Origin of the sequence: Methanobacterium alkalithermotolerans, from assembly GCF_018141185.1 — an archaeon.
In the GTDB taxonomy this organism is placed as follows: Archaea; Methanobacteriota; Methanobacteria; order Methanobacteriales; family Methanobacteriaceae; genus Methanobacterium_F; species Methanobacterium_F alkalithermotolerans.
The window spans coordinates 34,962-54,939 of sequence record NZ_CP058560.1 but is presented as its reverse complement, the minus strand read 5'-3'; the positions used below and the strand labels follow the sequence as shown (position 1 = coordinate 54,939).

Here is a 19,978-nt window from a genome sequence, read left to right as displayed (position 1 = left end):
TTAGATGGGTAATGGTAATTTACTCCCCTTAAAATCCTTAAATAATAAATTTTTCCCTTAAAAAAGTCCTGGAATTTAAGGATGATGATTTATTAGAATTCTAATTAACCTCTCCTGATGATTACTATAAATTATTTTATTTTCTAATTAAACTGTATATGGAAAATATATATAGGTGGATACTTAAACTTATAAATTAATTACCTTAATTTGCAGGTGGCTTCATGCTGGAATCCCTACTGGAAATGGCCTTAGAAAAAAAAGAAGAGATTTTAAATAAAGTTGATGTGTTTTATGACGTGGAACTAGATCCCCATGAAAAATGGATAAATCAGAACATTAAAATCGCACCAGACAATGTGGTGCTATCTGCAGGAGATGGTAGCATCCACAAAAAAAAGTTTTTAAGTTTTATTTTCTATGCCATCAGTGCCGAAACCCTGATCTATAACGAGGAATTGCAGAAAATTGAAAACTCACAAATAGATCTCCTACCCCATCACCGCTTTGTAGAGGACCGCTTGCGAAATTATATGAGTTTATATGAAACCAAAAATGCCCTGCAGGCCTTAGAAAAAGGGGTTGATTACTATTTATTTGATGGTTCCCTCCTGGGTAACCTGATACGGCCTTTTCCCATGGATAGAGAACTTAAAACTAAAACTAAAAGGGAAATTGAAGAAGAATACCGGCACCTTCTTCTAAGGGAACTGGATAATAATCTGGTTGAAATCAGTTCCACCAACCTCCTGGATGATTCTAATAAAGATACAGAATCTCTAATTTACCTGGAGAACCTGGAGAATCTTCTGGTGATAAAAAAGTTGCTGGATTATGGGAAAAAACTGGTGGCCATCTCCAAGACTTCCACCCGTAATGATTACTTCTTATCCAATATACCGGACATATCCCTTTTTGACAGGAGCAATAAAAAAGAGGGTTACTCCCATCCCTATTATTTAACGGTTTCCAGCCAGCTTAAGCGGGAGTTTCCTATTTTAGATAATTATTTCCGGGAAAAGGAGTTCACCATATTTTATGCCCGTTTAGAGGATTATAAGAATATTATAAAAATAGAGCTACCCTACCATGCAAGTATAGACGATGTGGAAAATGTTTTAGGAATTTTAAAAAGAGATAGTGTGGAAGGTTATCCCTATTTATTAAAAAAGGCCCACCATGATGTGGTTATAAAGAAAACTGATCTGGAAAGACTTTCAAGTATTATGGGCTTTCTGGAAAAGGATGGGAGGGAAATGTTATGAAAAAAGTCATAGGAAGATGTGTAGGGGAGACCTCACTGGTGCAGATTACTTTTATTTCCAAACAGATGCCCCAGGTAGGGGAATACGTTTGCCTGAAATATGATGGAAAAAATGTGCTGGGGATGATTGAATCCCTGGTAAGGGGCAGTGTATCCATCACCTCTGATATATTTGATCCCTCCACCATTGAGAAAATAAGAAAAATCGAAGGGGATGATCACTACATCCGGGGTAGTGTGGGTATCCTGGGTGACCTTAATCATAACCTTAGAATCCCTCGCACCCCGGCTCCCCCGGGAACAGAGGTTTTACCTGCTTCTAAAAGTGATCTGGAGAAAATTTTCCCCCGGAAAAATAGCCTGAAATTAGGTAGTCTCATTTCCCAGGAAGAGGTGGAAGTGCAGGTAGATCTGGAGAAAATGTTCTCCCGTCATCTGGCCATAATGGCCATGACCGGGGCGGGTAAATCCAATACCGTGGCGGTGGTAATAGATGGTATCTTAAAATATAATGGATGTGTGGTTGTATTTGATATGCACTCTGAGTATGATATTGATTTTGAAAACGGAGAGTCAAAGATAATACGCCCCGAGATTAACCCCCTCTACATGTCTTTTTCAGAGATGAAGAGGCTTGCCCGTATTGAGGGTAAGGCCTATCTTCAGGAGCGTTACTTTGGTGAGGCTTACCGGATGGCTCGTAAACAGGCCGAGGAGGGAGTCATACCCGGTAATGATTTTATCCAGGCCCTGCGGGGAATACTAAAAGGTTGGGCCAGTGGCCAGATACTCTTTAATAATCAGGATGTTTCTAAAGAAAAACAAATCGTGGATGTTTTAAATAAAATAGATGATCTGGAGAGGCGTTACAGTTCTATAATCAACCTCTCAGCAGGTAATATCCTGAGCAGGCTGGAGATGGGTAAGGCCAATATCATTGATATGGGTTCGGTGGATGAGTCTGCTGCCGAGGTTATCGTAAGCCACATACTACGTAATGCTCTGCAAAATAATAAGAAGTGGTTGAGAAGTGACCCTGATGAGAAAATGCCCCTGCAACATCCGGTATTTTTCATCCTGGAAGAAGCCCATATCCTGGCCCCTAAAAACCGGAACACCCAGTCCAAGTTATGGATTAGTCGTATTGCCCGGGAAGGACGTAAATTTGGATTGGGTTTGTGTCTGGTAAGCCAGAGCCCCAAGTCCGTTGATCCAGATTCCCTTTCCCAGGCCAACAATATGATAATCCTGCGATTGGTGGAACCCCAGGACCAGCGGCATGTACAGACTGCCAGTGAAAACTTGAGTGATGATCTCTTAAAACAACTGCCCTCCTTGAATATTGGGGAAGCTGTGGTGCTGGGGTTAATGACAAAAATCCCCGCCCTGGTTAAAATTGATGAACATAAAAATAAGAAATTTGGTCAGGATTTAGCTGTGATTGATATCTGGGGTAAAACCCGGCAAAAAAAAGAAGAAACCATTAAAAAACAGGAAGAGAACCTTAAAAATCTGGGAGGGGACTACTGATGCAGTTTGCCCATTTATCAGACACCCATCTGGGTTACCGGCAGTATGGTCTTTTTGAAAGAGAAAAGGATTATTATAATGTTTTTCAAGACCTGGTAAGTAGTATCATCCAGGAGAGGCCGGATTTTGTCCTGCATGCCGGGGATCTTTTTGAATTTTCCCGACCCCCTACCCAGGCCCTCCTGGAAGTGCAGAAAGGATTAATCAGACTAAAAGAAGCAAAGATACCGGTTTATGCCATTGCCGGGAATCATGATATTATTATGAAAAAAAATGCCCTGCCCCCTCATCTCTTATTCCAGGAGCTGGGTTTAAAAATCATCAGCCCCCGCACCCCCTTTTATGAGCAGGATGATATTTTTATTGGAGGATCCCCCTACATCTCCCGTTACCATGCAGATACACTAAAAGAAAAGTTGAAGTTACTGGAAAAGGAGTCTGCTGGTTATAATAAGCGTATTATGGTTTTGCATCAGGGTATTGATAAGTACCTTCCCTATGAATATGAGCTGGAGCTGGCGGATATTCCAGAAGGATTTGATTATTATGCCCTGGGCCATATCCATAGCCGGATTGTGGATGATTATGGAGGGGGTAAAATGGTTTATCCCGGTTCTACCGAGATATGGAAGATGGATGAAGTGGAAAACTACCAGAAAAAAGGCAAAGGATATTATCTGGTGGATACCCATGGAGAATCCTTCCAGGTGGATCCGGTTAATATAGAACTACCCCGGGAGTTTATCAAAACCCGTGCAGAATACTCCCATCTGGAGAGGGAGATAGTTAAATTGCAGGATTATATCCATAAACTTAAGAGTAAACCGGTACTGCATTTAACGGTGAGTGGAGGTAATTTTTCCCGTGCAGAGGCATACCAGAAACTCAATGATTCTCTCTCAGAAATGGTGCTTAGTCTGCGTCCAAATTTCCAGATAGATGAATTGGATGCGGAAAAAAAGATGGTGGATGGTCCGGGACTGGATATCCCCACCCTTTTACGGGAACATCTAAAAGAAACTGATAATAAGCCTTTAATCGATATGGGTGTGGTGCTTTTTAAGGAAATAGCAGAAGGTAATATGGATACAGCCCAGAAGATAAGTCAAAAATTTTTAGAGGAATATTATGATTATTAAATCACTGCAACTGCATAATTTCAAGTCCCACCCTAAAAGTAAAATCGAGTTTCCAGCAGGCATATCCATCATAATGGGCGAAAATGGGGCGGGTAAGTCCAGTATCCTGGAGGCAGTTAGTTTTGCTCTTTTTAAAAGTTATTCTGCTCGTAATTTACCCAGTCTTATTAAAACTGGAGAAAAGAAATTAAGGGTGGTTTTAAAGTTCCTGGTTAATGGTAAAACTTATCAGGTTACCCGGGAGAGAAGTAAATCCACTTCACGGGCTGTTTTAGAACAAGAAGACCGGGATGGTTTCCATCAGATTGCTACCGGGGATAAAGGGGTAAGTGCTGAAATTGAAAGCCTGCTGGAAATGGATAGCAGTCTCTTTTTAAATGCCGTATATATCCGCCAGGGCGAAATAGCAGATTTAATTGATAAAAAGCCTTCTGAAAAAAAGCAGCTGATTGGTAAATTACTGGGTATTGAATCCCTGGAAAACGCCTGGAAAAATATGGTTCCCTTAATTGGCCACTATAGTAGTGAAGAACAGTTTTTAAAGGGTAAAATGGAGTCTAAAGAAACCTGGGAAAAAAAATTAGCTGATAAAATGGAGGAAAAAAATAAGAGGGATGTTTTTATAGGGGAATTAAACCAGGAGATTGAAGCTATTCACCAGGAAATAGAACAGCTAAAAACTGATAAGGAGAAACTGGATGAGAAAAAACTGGAGTACCGTGAAATCAAATCCCGTCTGGATTCCCTGGAAAATATTCTAAAAGGATTAAAGGAAGATAAAGATAGCCTGAAAAAAGATTTATCCCGGATAAAAGAAGATGAATCTAAAATAAGTAAACTGGAAACTGAAATCCTTCCTTTAAATAATCTTATTTTACTCCAAAAAGGCCTTAACAATTTAAATATACACCATCAAACTGAAAAACAGATTTTATCAAATTTAAAAAAGGTTAATGATTTAAATCAAGTTTTAGTCTCAAATAAGATATTCCAGGAGGAGTATCATAACATCGAAAAGAAAATAGAATCCCTGCTTAAAGATAAAGAGAAGTTTGAAGGCACCCCGGCCATTATAAGAAGTCTCATATCAGATAAAGATAAAACTAAGCAGGAAATAGACCAATTGAATCAACAAATAAGTGAAACTTTCTCTTATTACAACCAGATCCTGGAGAGTAATCTGGACTCGGCAGAGGAAATAGATTCACTCCATAGAAAATTAGAAATTGCCCTGAACCATAAACTGAATCTTCTAGACCAGGAACTGCAGGATAAAAAGGGAACCTTATTATCCCTTAAAAATCAAAACCAGCAGCTAAAAAAACCATTGGAGGAATTAAAAGAGGTGGAGGATAAGTGTCCCATCTGCCAGTCAGATATCAGTAAAATCAAAAAAACAGAGCTGGTAACACTTTACCAGCAGGATATCACTTCCAATAAAAAGCAGATGGTGGCTCTGGAAGAATCTATAGAGAAGTTGGATAATGAAAAGGAAGAGTTACAAAAACGTAAAAATTCCTTCCAGAACATCAATATGGATATACTTCAGGAAAAAATAAAAACCAGAAATACGGCCTCCCACAAACTGAGTAATCTGGAGATGAAACTGGAGGATTTAAAAATCCAAAATATCGCCCTTGAAGAAATAGAATCCAGTATAAAATCCAAAAAAAGCCGGTTAAAAGAGATTGAAAATCATAAAGAGAATTATTTCAAGGCCAAACATTCCCTGGAAAACCTGGATCCGGTGGAGACTCTGGAAAAAGAGAAAAATAGTCTGGTGGAAAAAATAATTGAAGAAGACTCCCGGATAAAGGGATTATTATCCTCCCTGGAGTTGGATTATTTCAGACAATTTAAAGAGGATTATTCCCTGCTGGATAGTGATATCCTCCAGGAAGAAATTGATAAGAGGGAAGAATTCAAGAATAATTTAAATCAATTGAAGGGCCGGGTATCTCAAAAAAATAGCATAATCGAAAAGCTGCAAAAAAAGAAACTGGACCTGGAAGAAAATATGAAAAATAAGGAATCCCTTCACAGTAGTCTTATTAAAATCGAGTATGATGATATTGCACATAAAAAGATTCTCCAGGCTTATGAACAAAAAAAAGATTCCTTCATAGAGTTAAATAGCCAGAAAAGTAAAAATGAGGGAATTCAGGGCATGAACATTTCTGCTATAGAGGATCTACAAAAGGATCTGGATTCTTTAAAGGATGTTGAAAAAGAGTTAGATAATCTTAAAGATTTTATTAAAGTTCTGAATTATATTCGTAAGTTATTTGGCAAGGATGGAGTGCAAAAGGATCTGCGGAACCGTTCCCGGCCTCTTATTCAGGAGGAGGCCCGTAAGTTTTTTGACAGGTTCAATTTTGAGTATTCCGATATTTCCCTGGATGAGGACTATGAGGTGGAAGTATATGGTCCCGGGGGTAAGACCACTCTAGATATGATTAGTGGTGGGGAGAAAATTGCAGTGGCCCTGGCCTTGCGTCTGGCCATTACCCGGGTGCTATCTGGAGGTAAACTGGAGCTTATTATGCTGGATGAGCCTACCATCCATCTGGATAGTTACCGTCGTCAGGAATTAATCGATATCCTGAAGAGATTATCGGTACTGCCCCAGATGATTATTGTTACCCATGATAGTGACCTGGAAGAAGCTGCTGATAATATAATTAAAGTTAAAAAAGAAGAAGGAGAATCCCGGGTGATTATGGATGTGGCCCGGGAGGAAGTACCGGTAATCTAAAGGTGAATTAATTTTTTATAAATCACAACTACCCTCCCCCACACCTAAAACACCTTTTATGGCATCCACAATACAGGGAGCATTCCATCCCACCACTTCCTGGGCTTTTTTTTCCAGTTCCAGAGGTATATTTTCCACCCCATAGGGCCGGATAATGACCAGGGGTTTATCTTCTTGTTGGGCAGTATTTATTAGTTTTTTAATGTAATCAGGGTGGTTACTGTATAGTCCGGAGAGTACCACCACCACATCTGCTTCCTTTAACTTATTTTTGATTTCAAGTGGTGTATCCTGGGGGAGGGAATTATTTTCCCACTGGAAATCATGGGCCTGTTCCAGTCTATTTATAAAAAGTATATTTTCTTCTTCTTCCTCTTTATACTGGCTTATAAATAATTTATATGTCCGGTTGTCCATTTCTTCTTCAAACATGGTATTACCTGTTATAATTTATCCTGTAAATAATATACTTATAAAAGGCATATTTATTTACAGGCCTCTTTTAGAATCAATTAAATTTTTTAATTTATTTTTATCCACTTTCCTCCGGAATAAGGGTGTTTTGTCTTTTTTATAAACTGATAGATTTTCTTCAAAGGTGGGATGGCCCTTTTTAATATAAAATATGCCCAGGGGGAATTTACCTTCACCATCATTTCCTTCCAGGGCTCTTTTCAGGGCCTCTATTTTAAGGTAGGGATTGTGGGTATCATCCATGAGGTAGGTGTTTTCTTTAAACCAGGTAAAAGTATTCACCTTGTTGAAGGTAACACAGGGTTGAAATATATCCACCAGTGAATATCCCTTGTGTTCTATGGCTTTTTTCAGGACTTCCACCATATGAGGTATATCTCCTGCAAATGTTCTGGCCACAAAAGAAGCACCTAAAGTTATGGCCACGGCCAAGGGGTTAAATGGTTCTTCAAATACTCCATCTACCTGGAATGGGGTTTTAAAGTCTATCTGGCTGGTGGGTGATGCCTGACCCTTGGTTAAACCATAGACCATGTTGTTTAATACTATGTTGGTGATGTCTGGATTACGGCGTATGGTGTGCATGAAGTGATTTCCCCCCTCCCCATACATACAACCATCACCAGAAACATCAATAACCACCATATCTGGATTTGATGCTTTAATACCCGTGGCTGGTGATAGGGATCTGCCATGTAAACCATTGAATACATTGGATTTAAGGTAGTGGGGTAGTTTTCCAGCCTGTCCAATACCGGATACTAAAACCAGTTTTTCTGGACCTAATTCTAAATCTGCCAGGGCCTGTTTTAATGCTTTTAATATAAGAAAATCCCCGCATCCCGGACACCAGGCAATATCTGCATTCTCCATTTCAAAGATTTCTGGATCCATTTATTATTCCTCCTCCAGAGTTTCCAATACTGCTAAAATTTCTTCAACAGAAAAGGGCATTCCATTATATTTTAAAACCTTATGATCAATTTTCAAATCTGTTTCCTTTTGAATGAGTTGGGCCATCTGGCCCTGGGCATTATTCTCAAACATAACACTTTTTTTGGCCTTTTTAATTAATTCCCCTGCCTGGGAAGAGAGAGGATATAACTGTTTGAGGTGTAATAGGGCCAGATTATCATTATCCATTTCCAGGAGGGCCTCTTTCAAGGGCCAGTAAGTGGAACCCCAGCCCATTATCAGAGTTGTATAGGCCGACGAATTTGATGTGGAAAAAAATTCACCAGGAACTGCTTCTTTTCTTATTTTATCCATCTTTTTTAGTCTTTTATCCACCATACGGGTTCGAAGATTAAGATCTTCTGTTATGTGTCCTTCTTCATCATGTTCATCTGAGTCAACACATACTAAGCCCTGCCCATAACCAGGTATACCCCGGGGTGAAATACCATCCGGGGTGAAGAGGTATCTTTTATAATCGGTATCAGTTTCAAAGATATAATCCTCTACTTCCAGTTTTTCTATATCCAGAGAGGGCAGGTTATAATAAATATCCGCCATATACTGGTCGGATAATATAAATACCGGGATTTGATATTTTTCAGCCAGGTTGAATGATTTATGGGATAATTCCAGGGCATCTTTAAAGTTCCCGGGGGCAAAGATTATCCGGGGAAATTCTCCGGGCCCCGAGTAAAGGGCTAAGTTAAGATCTTCCTGGGCAGTTCGGGTGGGCAGGCCCACCGCTGGTCCTGGCCTCTGGGCAATATAGATAACCACCGGGGTTTCAATCATCCCTGCTAGTCCCACCCCTTCCTGCATAAGGGCAAATCCACTTCCTGAGGTGGCAGTCATAGCCCGTGCTCCAGCATAAGATGCTCCTAAGGCCATATTTAAGGCAGCTATTTCATCTTCTGCCTGTTCAAATACCATTTCAAATTCTGAGGCATTATCTGCCATGAAGACCTGTAAGGGACTGGAAGGAGTCATGGGATAAGCTGAAATAAATTTACATCCCCCGGAAATGCAACCTAACCCCACTGCCTGGGTACCGTTAATTAATATTTCTTTACCAGTAGCCGGGTTTTTTTCTATTTTAATTGAAATCCGACCACTATCAAGGATTTTTTTCCCTATATCGTATCCTTCCACCCCGGCTTTTAAATCGTTTTCCAGGATCTTTTCACCCTTGGATGCAAAAAGAAGAGTGATTAGTTCGTCAAATATCTCTTTATCCACTCCCATAATACAGGACAGGGCACCAGCAGCAATCACATTGGAGAATATGAGGCCTCCCAGTTTTTTGGCTTTAGAAATAAAGGGGGCTTTTAAGAGATTATAGTATTTCTCCTCCAAGTCCTGGAGTACCTCTTCATCTCCTAATATAAGGGTATTTTCAGTTATTCTCTTTTCTAAGTGGGGAATAGCACCCTTACTTAGAGCCACCAGGATATCAATCCTATCCCGATAAGCTTTAACCCTTTTTGAGGAGGCCCGGATTTGGGTAGAGTTTTGACCACCCCTCACCCGGGACATGTATTCCTTGGTGGAAAAAACATGGTAACCTCCCATCTTCAAGGCCTGCACCATAATATTCTCCACACTTTGAATTCCCTGCCCTGCTTCACCACAAAGCACCAGGGAAACATCTTCTTCTAATTTTATCATGGACATTGGTTTTCACCCGCATTATACTTTATTATGATAAATAAGAATTAAAAGCTCTAAAAGGAGTATTTAATAAATCCATTGGAAAAGAGAAGTAATTTAAAGTATTTGAAAAATAAATAAGGATACTTAAGTAAATATAAAAGATAGGAATCTGCCTTTTAAAATAAGTTGATTGTTTTAAAAGAGTGGTTGTAAGTGATTTTAACATAAAATCATTATATTATATGATTTTTGAAGTAAATAAATTGTTCTCCTATTATAAAAGGTAGTATCTTTTAAATAACTAGAAGAAATGGCAGCTTTTTTTCCCTGTTTTTTCCAGATACTGTTGATGGTATTCCTCTGCCTGGTAAAAGGTGGTGGCTGGTTCAATAACAGTTACAATTTCCCTATCATATCCCGGGGAGGACTGCAGTTTTTCCATAGAAATCAAGGCCTGGGCCTTCTGCTCCAGGTTATGATAAAAGATAGCAGAACGGTACTGGTATCCAATATCTGGCCCCTGACGATTTAAGGTGGTAGGGTCGTGAATTTTCCAGAATAAATCCAGAAGATCCATATAAGATACTTCCTCTGGATTATAGGTCACCTGAACCACTTCTGCATGTCCACTATCCCCCCGGCATACATCTTCATAGGTGGGGTCTTTTAGATGACCACCCATATAACCTGCTTTTGTGGATTTAACTCCTTTAAGCTTTCTAAATGCATCTTCCACACCCCAAAAACATCCTGCTCCAAAGGTAGCTTTTTGTGTTTTGTCTTCTTTCATATTATCCCTATCCATGATGTGAGATTATCTTTAAAGAGATACTTACCCTGATTTTTACCGAAAAATGGTATTCATCATCAATGTAATTATGTTTTTATAAATACAAATTTTTTTCCCTGTTATTTTAAAAAAACTTACCAGGAATAGATTAATTAGCAATTAATTAAAAAAAGTTATACATGATTCTTGCGTCTTCCTCCCATAGATATCTATTTTTTTCGGGTTTTGCTTTTATATTTTTAATTATAGCTTTTTGCACTCCCATATATGCTTCAAACATTCAGGGGCCCTTCCAGGCAGTTAGTGGTCCTGGTGGAAGGGATTATAATCATTCTCAAGTGATATCCTCTACTTATGGTAGTGGAGCATTGCAGTACTGGATATTTGAGCCAGGATCCCCTTCACCTGAATCTGCTCCAGTAATAGTATTTAACCACGGATGGTCCGCTACCAATCCTTTATTTTATCGTCCCTGGATTGATCATCTGGTAAAAAAAGGCAATATTGTGATTTATCCCCGTTATCAGTCCAGTATTTTGGATTCTTCAGACAATTTCACCCAGAATGCTATTTATTCCCTTAAAGATGCATTTATCCAGCTGGAAAATGGTGAGCATGTCCGGCCCCAGAGGGAAAATCTGGCCCTGGTAGGGCACTCCGCTGGTGGTCTTATATCCATCAATATGGCAGCTCGAGCATCCCAGGAAGGTATTCCCCAACCAAAAGCAATATTCTGTGTCCAACCCGGTTTATCCCGTTCAGAAAACCGGACCATGGGACCCTTGCTGGAGGATTTATCTAAAATACCATCCAGCACCCTACTATTAACTTTAGCTGGTGATAGGGATGATATTGTAGGTTCTTTTGATTCAGAAAAGATAATAAAAGAAACCACCAGCATACCCCCGGAAAATAAAAATTATGTAATTATGGTATCAGATTTCCATGGAAACCCGCCTTTAATTGCAGACCATCTCTCCCCTTTAGCAATTTTAAATTGTGGAGAATATCGTTTAATGGTTAATGCCCTGGATTATTATGGAACCTGGAAATTATTTGATGGACTATATGAAGCAGCGTTCTATGGGATAAACAGAGAATACGCCCTGGGAAATACCACCCAGCAGCGTTTTATGGGTTTGTGGAGTGATGGTACACCGGTAAAAGAACTAAAAGTAGTGGATTATTAAAATACTGTAAAACAAACTAATAATAGTGGATTATAAAAAGTAGTACTTTTTGAGGCATATAAAAATTAATAAAAAAAGGGGATATTAAAACTTATATTATTTTAAAGGCCCCACTCACATTGGTCCTCACGGTTTGCAGGTCTTCGGTGATATTAAATGGAAGTCCTCCTCCCCCTCCACTTATAGAAAAGCTTCTAATAACACTACCTGAAGGTTTTTTTCTCCAATCATAAGGACCCTTTATATCCCAGGAGATGGTCTGGTTTCCAATAGTAAGGGTCCATCTACCAGACTGACCTTCACCTCTTTGCTGGGCACTTCCACGGGTGGGATTTCCCACCCCTCCTTCAATGGTGAAGCTGGCAGGAGAATGCATGGTGCCTAAAGAAAAGGTACGGCTTCGGCCCTGAGCCAAGGTGAAAAAGAAATTTCCAGGGTTACCGGTACTTATATGGCGATTTACACCAGTGGTATTATTGGCTTCATAAATAAACTGGGATGGCCGGGGCCCGGTATTGGTAATGGTTAAACTCACATCCACCATTTCCACTTCCTCTCCAAAACTAAAATAAGAATAATACATGTATAATCCAGCAATAACAATCACAATAACTGCAGCAAAAAGCAGCACATATTCAGCTGACCCCTGTCCTCCGGTATCATATCTTAATCCCATTTTTTACCCCCGAGATGTAAAATAAAACATATTTTTTATTTAAATTTCAAATGATTACTATTATATATCTCTTTACCAATATTTTAACTATGGGGCCGGAATTCAATATTGATGGATTTGATTACTCGCTTTTAATCCCGGTTGTAGTAGCACTGGCTTTTATCCTGTCGGTGGTAGTGGTGTTATGGATTATTGGCCGTAGAGTAAAAACTAGAAAAAGGGAACAACTAGAAGTAAAAGTTTCTAATCTACATGAAGATATCCTGGATGAGCTAAAAGAAGAGTATGGTATTGACAAAGAAGAAGATAATATTGTAAATCAAGATAAAAATGATTCTAAAGTAGAATAAAATATCCTTTAGAAAATAATCATTACTTAACTCCCGGTTTTTTTACTTTATTCTAATTTATCAACAGGAATAAACTTGTGAATTTTTAATAAAATATGCATAAAAAATTACTTTAAATATTACTTATTTTAATAGATAACTAATAAAAATTTCTTATAATTAATCTTAAAAACCAGAAAAAGACAACCAGAATAATTTACTTAATTTTATATTTAAGGTGTATTGATGAAAGTTGCCGTAATTGGACTGGGAGTTGAGGGTAAAAAAGCCATCAAATCTCTTAAAAATAGGAATCACCAGATCTATGCTACTGACCTTAATAAAGAAATCATCCTGAAAGAAAAGGATGTTGATCTTGATTTAGGATTCCATGATGAAGATAAAATATTTTCAGCCGATGCTGTGGCTCTAAGTCCCGGTTTATGGCAAACTCCTTTAGGTAAAAAAGTTAAAAAATCTAAGATACTATTGTCTGATAAAATAAACACCCACCGTTCAATTTTCACCATTGGAGTTACCGGAACCAATGGAAAAACCACCACCTCTTTTTTGATAAAAAGCATACTGGAAAAGGCAGGTATGGATGTTTTAATCGGGGGTAATGCCGGGGGTGGATTTGATGGTTACAGTGAACTAATTTTAGAAGCTGATGGTGATAAATACCAGGTGATGATTGTGGAAGTCTGTGATATGACCCTGGACTATGCCGAACATTGTTTTGACTTCGATCTGGTGGTGGCCACCAATATAGGGGCCGACCACCTGAACCACCATCAGTCCCTGGAAAACTATGCCCATAACCTGGGTGCTTTTTTAAAGTCAAAACATAGTCTGTTGAATAAACAGGATAAGTATCTGGTGGAAATATCAAAAAATCTAGTAAATTTCAGTTTTTATGATAAGACCTCCTATCCCCTTCTTCTTTTTGGAGAATTTAATAAAATTAATGCAGGAGCAGCAGAAACTGTGGCCCAATTTCTAAAAATAAAACAGGATATTATTAAAGATTCACTGGAGAATTTTAATCCCATCAAAGGGCGTATAAAATCATTTAATATTCAGGGCAGCCACATTGTGGTAGGTAAAACTGATAACGTCGGGGCCATTCAGGAAGTTTTAAAAGAAGGAGATTTTCCGGTGATGGTGGTGGGAACACCCCGAAAAGAGGAAAAATGGAGGTTTCAAATTTTAGAGGAAGTATATAAATCCCATCCAGAGACCATTATTTTATTCCCTGGTCTGGAGGATACCACTTCCCTGGGAGTGAAGAAATTAATATCACTGGGCTTTGAAGGTGAAGTGAAAATCATAAAGGAATTAAATCAACTCCCTGAGATTATAAAACCATACATATCATTTAAAAATATTTTTATAGGTGGAAATGGTCAAAATAAAATAATGAAAATACAAAATTATATTGAATCACTTTCTAAAGGTTGATACATTGATAAATGGCAAAAAAATACTGGTAGTAGGGGCAGGGAATGCAGGAAGGCCTGCTGCTAATTTATTAAAATATTTAGGTAATCAGGTTAGGGTTTCAGATATGCAGGACTATAACTCCCTTCCTAAAAAAGCCCGAAAAAAAATTAAAAAACTGGAAGAAAAGGGGGTTGTTTTTGAGCTGGGAACCCATATCTTTGACAGTGTATTATGGGCAGATGCTATTTTCATATCCCCTAACATACCACCCCAGGCAGATATACGTAAATTCATTGAAAAGAGTAAAGAAAATAAAAAAATAGATCTCATAACTACTTCCCATATAGGGGAAATTTTGAATTCCCTGCTGAGCTTACCCCTGGTGGGTATTGGAGGGACTGATGGTAAAACCACCACCACCAATATGATTAACCACTTGCTGGAAGGAAAGCTGGAGACCGTGACTTTTTCATCCCTGCAGGATTCTCTGGTAATTGAAGGGCTGGTAGAACTGGTGGTGAGTGAAAAAACCAGTAAAAAGGATCTGGCTATATTTGAACTTCCCCATGGAACTATAAGGATGGCTGATGGATTGGAACTATGTGCCGGAGTATTAACCAACCTCACCCCGGATCATATGGATGAATTCCAAAGCTATGAAGAGTATATAAACCGTAACTTTTCACTATCCCATTTAATTGCACCCCAGGGTGTGTTACTGGTAAATGGTGATGACCCGGTGATCATCCAAAAAACAAGAGAGATTAACCAAGAATGTGTTTATTATGGACTGGGAATCCCCCAGTGCATAGAATTTGAGGATGAAATTTATGGTCCTCTCCCTCAGGATCTTAATATTCGAGCAGAGAATATCAAATTAAATGGTCTGGATGGTTCCAGTTTCACCCTGGTAACCACCACCCTTCCTAGTAGTATATGTGTCCATTGTAAAAAGCTAAGTTGCAGTTGTGATAATTTCACCCCAAAAAAAATAGGGCCCTTTAAAACAGATATACAGTTAAAAATACCGGGTAGCTGTAATATAGAGAATGCGCTGGCTGCTCTGGGGACCGGGCTGGTCCTGGGTTTTGATCTGGAATATTTAAAAGAACAAATTGAATCATTCCCCGGGGTTAAAGGTCGTTTTGAGAAAATAGGCCAACTTAATGAGGTTAATATTTTTATGGATGCAGCCCATAACCCGGAAAGTATGGAAAAATTATTAGAAGGATTATCTGTTCCGGGAAGACTGATAATAAGCCTGGATAACCCGGACACCCTTACCACCAGAGATAAATCAAAAATTGGTGGTATTTTAGATAAAAAAGCAGATGTGATTATTTCCAGTGCTAAAAATGAAACCACCGAGGAAGTTGACTGGACAGCAGTAGAAGAAGTAATCTCTGGTGCAGAAGCTGTGGAAAGCTATGGAGTGGAAGATGTTACCACTTCTATTTTAATGGCTCTGGAAATTTCAGCACCAGGTGATACTATCCTGCACCTGGGTCCTGGTGTAGTGAATGCTTATAGCAATGTAAAAAATGATATCCTTAAAGCCCTGGATTATTATGAGGATTGTAACTCCCAGGTGGTGGTGATAGGAGGTTGTGGAACTGTAGGGAGTTTATTAGCCAGAGTTTTAAAAAATAACGGAGCTGATGTAACAGTTTCTGATTTAAGTCCAGATACCTATTTGAAAGATGTGTTTATAAAGGAAGGTATAAATATGGATCTGGGAGGCCACTCCCGGGAGGTATTAGAAAAAGCCCATACCATTGTACTCACCCCCGGACTATTTGAAAACCAGAAAGTATGGGATATGATTACCCAAAATAGTAATGCAGATATAATTGGTGTGGAGGAAGTAATGGCCATCTGTAAGGTGGATAAACCAGTTATCGGCATTACCGGTACCAATGGAAAAACCACCACCACCCAGATATTGAAAAATATCCTCCATAAAGCAGGTTACCTGGTGCCTGAACATCATATGCCTATCCAGGGCAATACCGAACTCATTCCTGCTTTACAGGCTCGTCTTAAAGGAGATATGGCCGTGGTGGAAATAGGTACCTTTGGAAACCTGGATGAAATAAAAAACTCTGCCTTAAACTGTGAAGTTGATCTGGGACTGGTAACCAATATCTCCCGGGACCACTTAAAAAAAGATGATGATTTTGACCTTTATGTGCAGTGTAAAAAAGAAATAACAGAAGTGGCAGATATATTGATACTAAATGCCGATGACCCTCTGGTAGCCAGTTTTGCCCATTCCCAAAATCCGGAAAATATAATATTCTATGGTATAGAAAATATTAATACCAGAACCAATACCTTTTCTGAGGGACGGGAGTGTCCCCAGTGTGAAGCCCTGCTCAAGTATGAAAAACATTATTTAGGACATTTAGGCAAATATAAATGTATATGTGGATTTAAAAAACCACCACTGGATATATCCGGGCGTCAGGTAACAGAAGAAAGTATGGTGCTTCGGATTAAATCAGAACAGGCCCTGATTAAATTAAAAATAGAGGGAATATATAATATTTACAATGCCCTATCTGCTGCAGCAGGTGCCTGGGCAATGGGTATTAAATTTGAAGATATAGTAGCTGGTATTCAAGATTTTAGTGGTGTGGAAGGTCGGTTTGAAAAAATAGGCGACCATCCCCCTATAATCATAGATTATGCTCATAATCCTGCCGGTGTAAAAGCAGTTATTCAAAGAATTTTAAGTAAGAAACCTGATGATTCTCAACTAATAGTGGTAAACACCATTTCCTCAGAAAGCGGCAGCCAGGGTGATGGAGATATTGCAAAAATCCTTAACTATGCCGATGTGGTTATACCTGCTTCCTATGCTGCCTATAAATCTTCTAAATATATCCATAAAGAGGTTGTGGAAACTCGTGCCAGTGCCGAGAATATAAAAAAAGGAACCCTGGGTGCCAGTAAAAAACAGGTGCAGGAGGCCCTGGAAAAAGCACTGGAATTGGTTAAAGATAAGGATATTATATTAATAATTGGAGAAGGAGGAGTTAAGTATTCTAAAAAAATACTGGGAGAACTCGGCATTTAAAGTACTGGTAGTGTTAATATTTCTAGGTATTATAAGCACCCCTCTGGGAGTTTACCTGGAAGAAGTATACCCTGCTCAGAATGCAGAGGAAATCACCAGTTTATCACCAGGGGATACCATATTACCTGGAACTGATGTGGTGGATGATAGTAAAATAAGGAAGGTTCCCTTAATTACCCACCCCCGCTATCTGATTGAATTTGCCCGGGATATTCGTATTTTGGATTTAATGGAGTCTTTATTAACCGGCAGTATCCGCACCCCTATTGTGCACCTTACGGGAGGCAGTATTTCCCGGTATGGAGTTGCCACCGGTTATGAAGGACCAGGAATGCTGGTGGTTAATGCGGAAAAATTAACAGTTAACCCCCCTGATAATTTTATTTGGGGATTTAAAAACCCCTATGTCTATGGATATAAAACTGAAGACGGTTTAGAAATCAGTGAAAATAACCAGACTTTGAGGGTGGTTGGTGGGGAAGATATCAGCAATGATACCATCCCTAATCAATATATTTCCGGGGAAAAAGTAAAAGAATGGTATGATAAGGCCCAGACAGGAGATAAAATTGTACTGGATTATGCTCTTACCAATTTCAGTGATGGTAGAAATACGGTACCTCCCTCCCAAATTGAGGATTATTTCGGGGAATCTGTGCGGGAGTACATTAAAGATTACCCAGAAGGGGCCCCGGTAATGGCTTATATGCATGACTACACTCCCCAGAAAGTATCTGGATCGGTTAGTTATTTAGGGTCTTTTCCAGAGTTCAATGATTATTCTCGGGCCCATAATGCTCGAGAATTTGCCAATAGATGGAACGGGACCATAGTACCTCCTGAGAGTCTGGCTTCTGGTAGAAAATCAGGAGGTTTTGTAGGGGTGAGGGATCCTGAAGCACCAGGTGGATTTGCTTCCCATGGGACCTGTCCTCCGGCCCGGGCATTAAGAGGAGCAGTTACCTCAGCAGGAGTACCTCTACCGGTAGGTTTAAACTGGTCATTTAACTGTGTAGCCTTTGGAGTGGATCCTTCCACTGGAGTAAAGGTGAATAATACCCGGGAATATCCTTTACTAATAATTATGTGGACCAGAGGCACAGCCGGAAATACACAGATTTATGCTGAAGTCTATGAGTTAGTACCCAATTAATTTAGGTAATCCAATAGTTATTACCCAATTAATATCTTATCAACAGTTACTGCCCTTATTAATTAGATAATCAGGACAGTTACTCTCCAATTAATTAGATAATGAGACAAAAACTCCCCCATTTAGATTATCCAGGGTAAATTAACTCCCCCATTAGAAATAAAAAGATAAAATGATTACCAGTGCCATAATAACAGCAGCAGGACAAAATAGGCGTATGAGGGAAGACCTGGAAAAAAAAGGCCTGCCCCTTAAAAATAAGCTCATTTTAGAAATTAAGGGTAAACCCCTGCTGCAGCACACCATAAGGCGTGTATTAAATGTCCCGGTAGATGAATGTATCCTGGTAGTAGGTCATTACCAGGATGAAATACTACCTGCTATAAGTAATATCCATGACCCTCGCTTAAAAATAATTAAAAATAATCCAGTTGATGTTCCCCTGGCCCAATCATTGTATAATGGATTAAAATCTGCTTCTGGTGATATATGCCTTTGTATAGCTGGTGATCAGCCCACCGTAAAAAGTAATAGCCTTAGAAAATTAAAAGATAAAATTATAAATAGTGATAATCCAGATAACATGGTTTCTATTATGGGTAGAAAAACTTACGGTCATCTGGATTCTGCTGAAGGTTTAGGGATGCCCTTTGCCTCTTCCCGGAATCTGCTTTTAGATTACCTGCCCCATTATAAAAGCAACCTCAACCCCATGTTAAGAAAAATGTTTAAAGAAGGAGTGGAATTTTATGGATTTCCTCCAGAAAATAAGCTGGAATTAATAAATATAAATCATTATAAGGATTATGAACTTATTTTAAATGATTTTAAAGAAGAATAATAGGGGGATGCTTAGCTAATAGCATCCAGAGCATTAACCACGCATCCAATATTTTCCCCGGTAAGTCCCACAATTACTTCTTCATCTTCAATACCGGCAAATTTACGGGATCCGCTGCAACCCAGAGTTATATTAGGATTTTTACTGGTAAAGGGTCCGGCCACTGCATCAGCACATAATGACTGTATACCGGAAAAATCTGCTTTCACCCTACCACCCAGGGTGTAGACCAGGGCCTGGGATAATTTCATGGCCTGGGCCGGGTTTCCCACCACCACAATTATATCCGGATGGAAGGTAGCATCCTCCAGGGGAGCGTAGATAGTGGCATAAATATCCATGTCTATTTTTGGAATAGCATCCAGGGTCCTTTTAGCCGCACCTATACTGGAAAAGCGTCCCAGATCATAATAAAATTCTCCGGTTTTAATTTTTTCTGGAGCTTCACCTGCACCAATGGCTGCTGCTCCACCTTTACAGGATTGATCTTCGGAGGTGGCATAGAATGTTTCACCCAGACTGGCCCGGGTTACCATTTCACAGTGCCTTACTGCTTTATCAATTTCCTGAATCTTCTCAGGTAGATCCTCCTTTTTTAGAACAAATTTTATGGCTACCGGGGATCTTTTAAGCCCCAGACTTTCTTTTATTTTTTTAGAAACAATATCATATCCACTCACATCGTAGTCTTCCATATTTTTCACCTGT

16 protein-coding genes are annotated in these 19,978 nt (G+C 39.2%); 10 read left to right on the top strand and 6 right to left on the bottom strand.

Translation table 11 applies throughout. The features are described 5' to 3' along the window. Nucleotides 1–224 precede the first annotated feature (224 nt). From HYG87_RS00305 to HYG87_RS00290, 4 genes are read left to right on the top strand one after another with little or no spacing between them, the layout of a single operon-like run. Entirely contained in the window at nt 225–1,265 is a 1,041-nt protein-coding gene (locus HYG87_RS00305; RefSeq protein WP_211533257.1) for a DNA double-strand break repair nuclease NurA, read from the top strand. Continuing rightward, on the top strand, nt 1,262–2,794 hold the full coding sequence (locus HYG87_RS00300; RefSeq protein WP_211533256.1) for a helicase HerA-like domain-containing protein: 1,533 nt from the start codon (nt 1,262–1,264) through the stop codon (nt 2,792–2,794). The genes HYG87_RS00305 and HYG87_RS00300 overlap by 4 nt, the downstream gene beginning before the upstream one ends. Next, nucleotides 2,794–3,933, top strand: coding sequence for a metallophosphoesterase family protein (locus HYG87_RS00295; RefSeq protein WP_211533255.1), 1,140 nt, complete (start codon nt 2,794–2,796; stop codon nt 3,931–3,933). Before HYG87_RS00300 ends, HYG87_RS00295 begins: the two co-directional genes overlap by 1 nt. Continuing rightward, the gene (locus HYG87_RS00290; protein ID WP_211533254.1) at nt 3,923–6,688 is read left to right on the top strand and encodes an AAA family ATPase; all 2,766 of its coding nucleotides are present in this window, start codon (nt 3,923–3,925) and stop codon (nt 6,686–6,688) included. Before HYG87_RS00295 ends, HYG87_RS00290 begins: the two co-directional genes overlap by 11 nt. A 15-nt stretch (nt 6,689–6,703) precedes the next feature. Here the strand turns inward: HYG87_RS00290 and HYG87_RS00285 are convergent, their stop codons facing one another. The 4 genes from HYG87_RS00285 to msrA all read right to left on the bottom strand — a co-directional run bounded on the left by HYG87_RS00285 (nt 6,704) and on the right by msrA (nt 10,559). Then, complete coding sequence (locus tag HYG87_RS00285; RefSeq protein WP_211533253.1) at nt 6,704–7,120, bottom strand: TIR domain-containing protein; 417 nt, start codon at nt 7,118–7,120, stop codon at nt 6,704–6,706. Between the two features lie 57 nt (nt 7,121–7,177). Then, a complete protein-coding gene (locus HYG87_RS00280) occupies nt 7,178–8,056 on the bottom strand; it encodes a thiamine pyrophosphate-dependent enzyme (RefSeq protein WP_211533252.1) in 879 nt (292 codons plus the stop codon). A gap of 3 nt (nt 8,057–8,059) precedes the next feature. Further along, complete coding sequence (locus HYG87_RS00275) at nt 8,060–9,790, bottom strand: 2-oxoacid:acceptor oxidoreductase subunit alpha (RefSeq protein ID WP_211533251.1); 1,731 nt, start codon at nt 9,788–9,790, stop codon at nt 8,060–8,062. A gap of 280 nt (nt 9,791–10,070) precedes the next feature. Continuing rightward, entirely contained in the window at nt 10,071–10,559 is a 489-nt protein-coding gene (gene msrA, locus HYG87_RS00270; RefSeq protein WP_211533250.1) for a peptide-methionine (S)-S-oxide reductase MsrA, read from the bottom strand. A 179-nt stretch (nt 10,560–10,738) separates the two neighbouring features. On the opposite strand from msrA, the gene HYG87_RS00265 reads away from it, so the two are divergent. Then, the gene (locus HYG87_RS00265; protein WP_211533249.1) at nt 10,739–11,749 is read left to right on the top strand and encodes an alpha/beta hydrolase fold domain-containing protein; all 1,011 of its coding nucleotides are present in this window, start codon (nt 10,739–10,741) and stop codon (nt 11,747–11,749) included. 91 nt (nt 11,750–11,840) lie between these two features. Here HYG87_RS00265 and HYG87_RS00260 read toward each other — a convergent pair whose 3' ends face one another. Next, nucleotides 11,841–12,425, bottom strand: a complete 585-nt coding sequence (locus tag HYG87_RS00260) for a class III signal peptide-containing protein (protein ID WP_211533248.1) — start codon at nt 12,423–12,425, stop codon at nt 11,841–11,843. A gap of 50 nt (nt 12,426–12,475) precedes the next feature. Between HYG87_RS00260 and HYG87_RS00255 the strand changes: the two genes are divergently transcribed. From HYG87_RS00255 to HYG87_RS00235, 5 genes are all read left to right on the top strand, one after another. Further along, on the top strand, nt 12,476–12,775 hold the full coding sequence (locus HYG87_RS00255) for a hypothetical protein (RefSeq protein ID WP_211533247.1): 300 nt from the start codon (nt 12,476–12,478) through the stop codon (nt 12,773–12,775). Between the two features lie 225 nt (nt 12,776–13,000). Further along, the gene (locus HYG87_RS00250) at nt 13,001–14,215 is read left to right on the top strand and encodes a Mur ligase family protein (protein WP_211533246.1); all 1,215 of its coding nucleotides are present in this window, start codon (nt 13,001–13,003) and stop codon (nt 14,213–14,215) included. Nucleotides 14,216–14,219: 4 nt separating this feature from the next. Then, on the top strand, nt 14,220–17,276 hold the full coding sequence (locus HYG87_RS00245) for a Mur ligase family protein (RefSeq protein WP_211533245.1): 3,057 nt from the start codon (nt 14,220–14,222) through the stop codon (nt 17,274–17,276). Further along, entirely contained in the window at nt 17,221–18,429 is a 1,209-nt protein-coding gene (locus HYG87_RS00240; protein ID WP_249164859.1) for a hypothetical protein, read from the top strand. Before HYG87_RS00245 ends, HYG87_RS00240 begins: the two co-directional genes overlap by 56 nt. A gap of 172 nt (nt 18,430–18,601) precedes the next feature. After that, complete coding sequence (locus tag HYG87_RS00235) at nt 18,602–19,270, top strand: nucleotidyltransferase family protein (protein WP_211533244.1); 669 nt, start codon at nt 18,602–18,604, stop codon at nt 19,268–19,270. An 11-nt stretch (nt 19,271–19,281) separates the two neighbouring features. On the opposite strand, the gene HYG87_RS00230 is transcribed toward HYG87_RS00235, so the two are convergent. Continuing rightward, on the bottom strand, nt 19,282–19,965 hold the full coding sequence (locus HYG87_RS00230; RefSeq protein ID WP_211533243.1) for a DUF169 domain-containing protein: 684 nt from the start codon (nt 19,963–19,965) through the stop codon (nt 19,282–19,284). Nucleotides 19,966–19,978: the final 13 nt, after the last annotated feature.

Coding starts and splice junctions, on each gene's coding strand:
- msrA (WP_211533250.1), bottom strand. CDS start 10,559: ATGAAAGAAGACAAAACACAAAAAGCTACCTTTGGAGCAGGATGTTTT.
- HYG87_RS00260 (WP_211533248.1), bottom strand. CDS start 12,425: ATGGGATTAAGATATGATACCGGAGGACAGGGGTCAGCTGAATATGTG.
- HYG87_RS00305 (WP_211533257.1), top strand. CDS start 225: ATGCTGGAATCCCTACTGGAAATGGCCTTAGAAAAAAAAGAAGAGATT.
- HYG87_RS00295 (WP_211533255.1), top strand. CDS start 2,794: ATGCAGTTTGCCCATTTATCAGACACCCATCTGGGTTACCGGCAGTAT.
- HYG87_RS00285 (WP_211533253.1), bottom strand. CDS start 7,120: ATGTTTGAAGAAGAAATGGACAACCGGACATATAAATTATTTATAAGC.
- HYG87_RS00290 (WP_211533254.1), top strand. CDS start 3,923: ATGATTATTAAATCACTGCAACTGCATAATTTCAAGTCCCACCCTAAA.
- HYG87_RS00265 (WP_211533249.1), top strand. CDS start 10,739: ATGATTCTTGCGTCTTCCTCCCATAGATATCTATTTTTTTCGGGTTTT.
- HYG87_RS00275 (WP_211533251.1), bottom strand. CDS start 9,790: ATGTCCATGATAAAATTAGAAGAAGATGTTTCCCTGGTGCTTTGTGGT.
- HYG87_RS00250 (WP_211533246.1), top strand. CDS start 13,001: ATGAAAGTTGCCGTAATTGGACTGGGAGTTGAGGGTAAAAAAGCCATC.
- HYG87_RS00230 (WP_211533243.1), bottom strand. CDS start 19,965: ATGGAAGACTACGATGTGAGTGGATATGATATTGTTTCTAAAAAAATA.
- HYG87_RS00235 (WP_211533244.1), top strand. CDS start 18,602: ATGATTACCAGTGCCATAATAACAGCAGCAGGACAAAATAGGCGTATG.
- HYG87_RS00300 (WP_211533256.1), top strand. CDS start 1,262: ATGAAAAAAGTCATAGGAAGATGTGTAGGGGAGACCTCACTGGTGCAG.
- HYG87_RS00255 (WP_211533247.1), top strand. CDS start 12,476: ATGATTACTATTATATATCTCTTTACCAATATTTTAACTATGGGGCCG.
- HYG87_RS00280 (WP_211533252.1), bottom strand. CDS start 8,056: ATGGATCCAGAAATCTTTGAAATGGAGAATGCAGATATTGCCTGGTGT.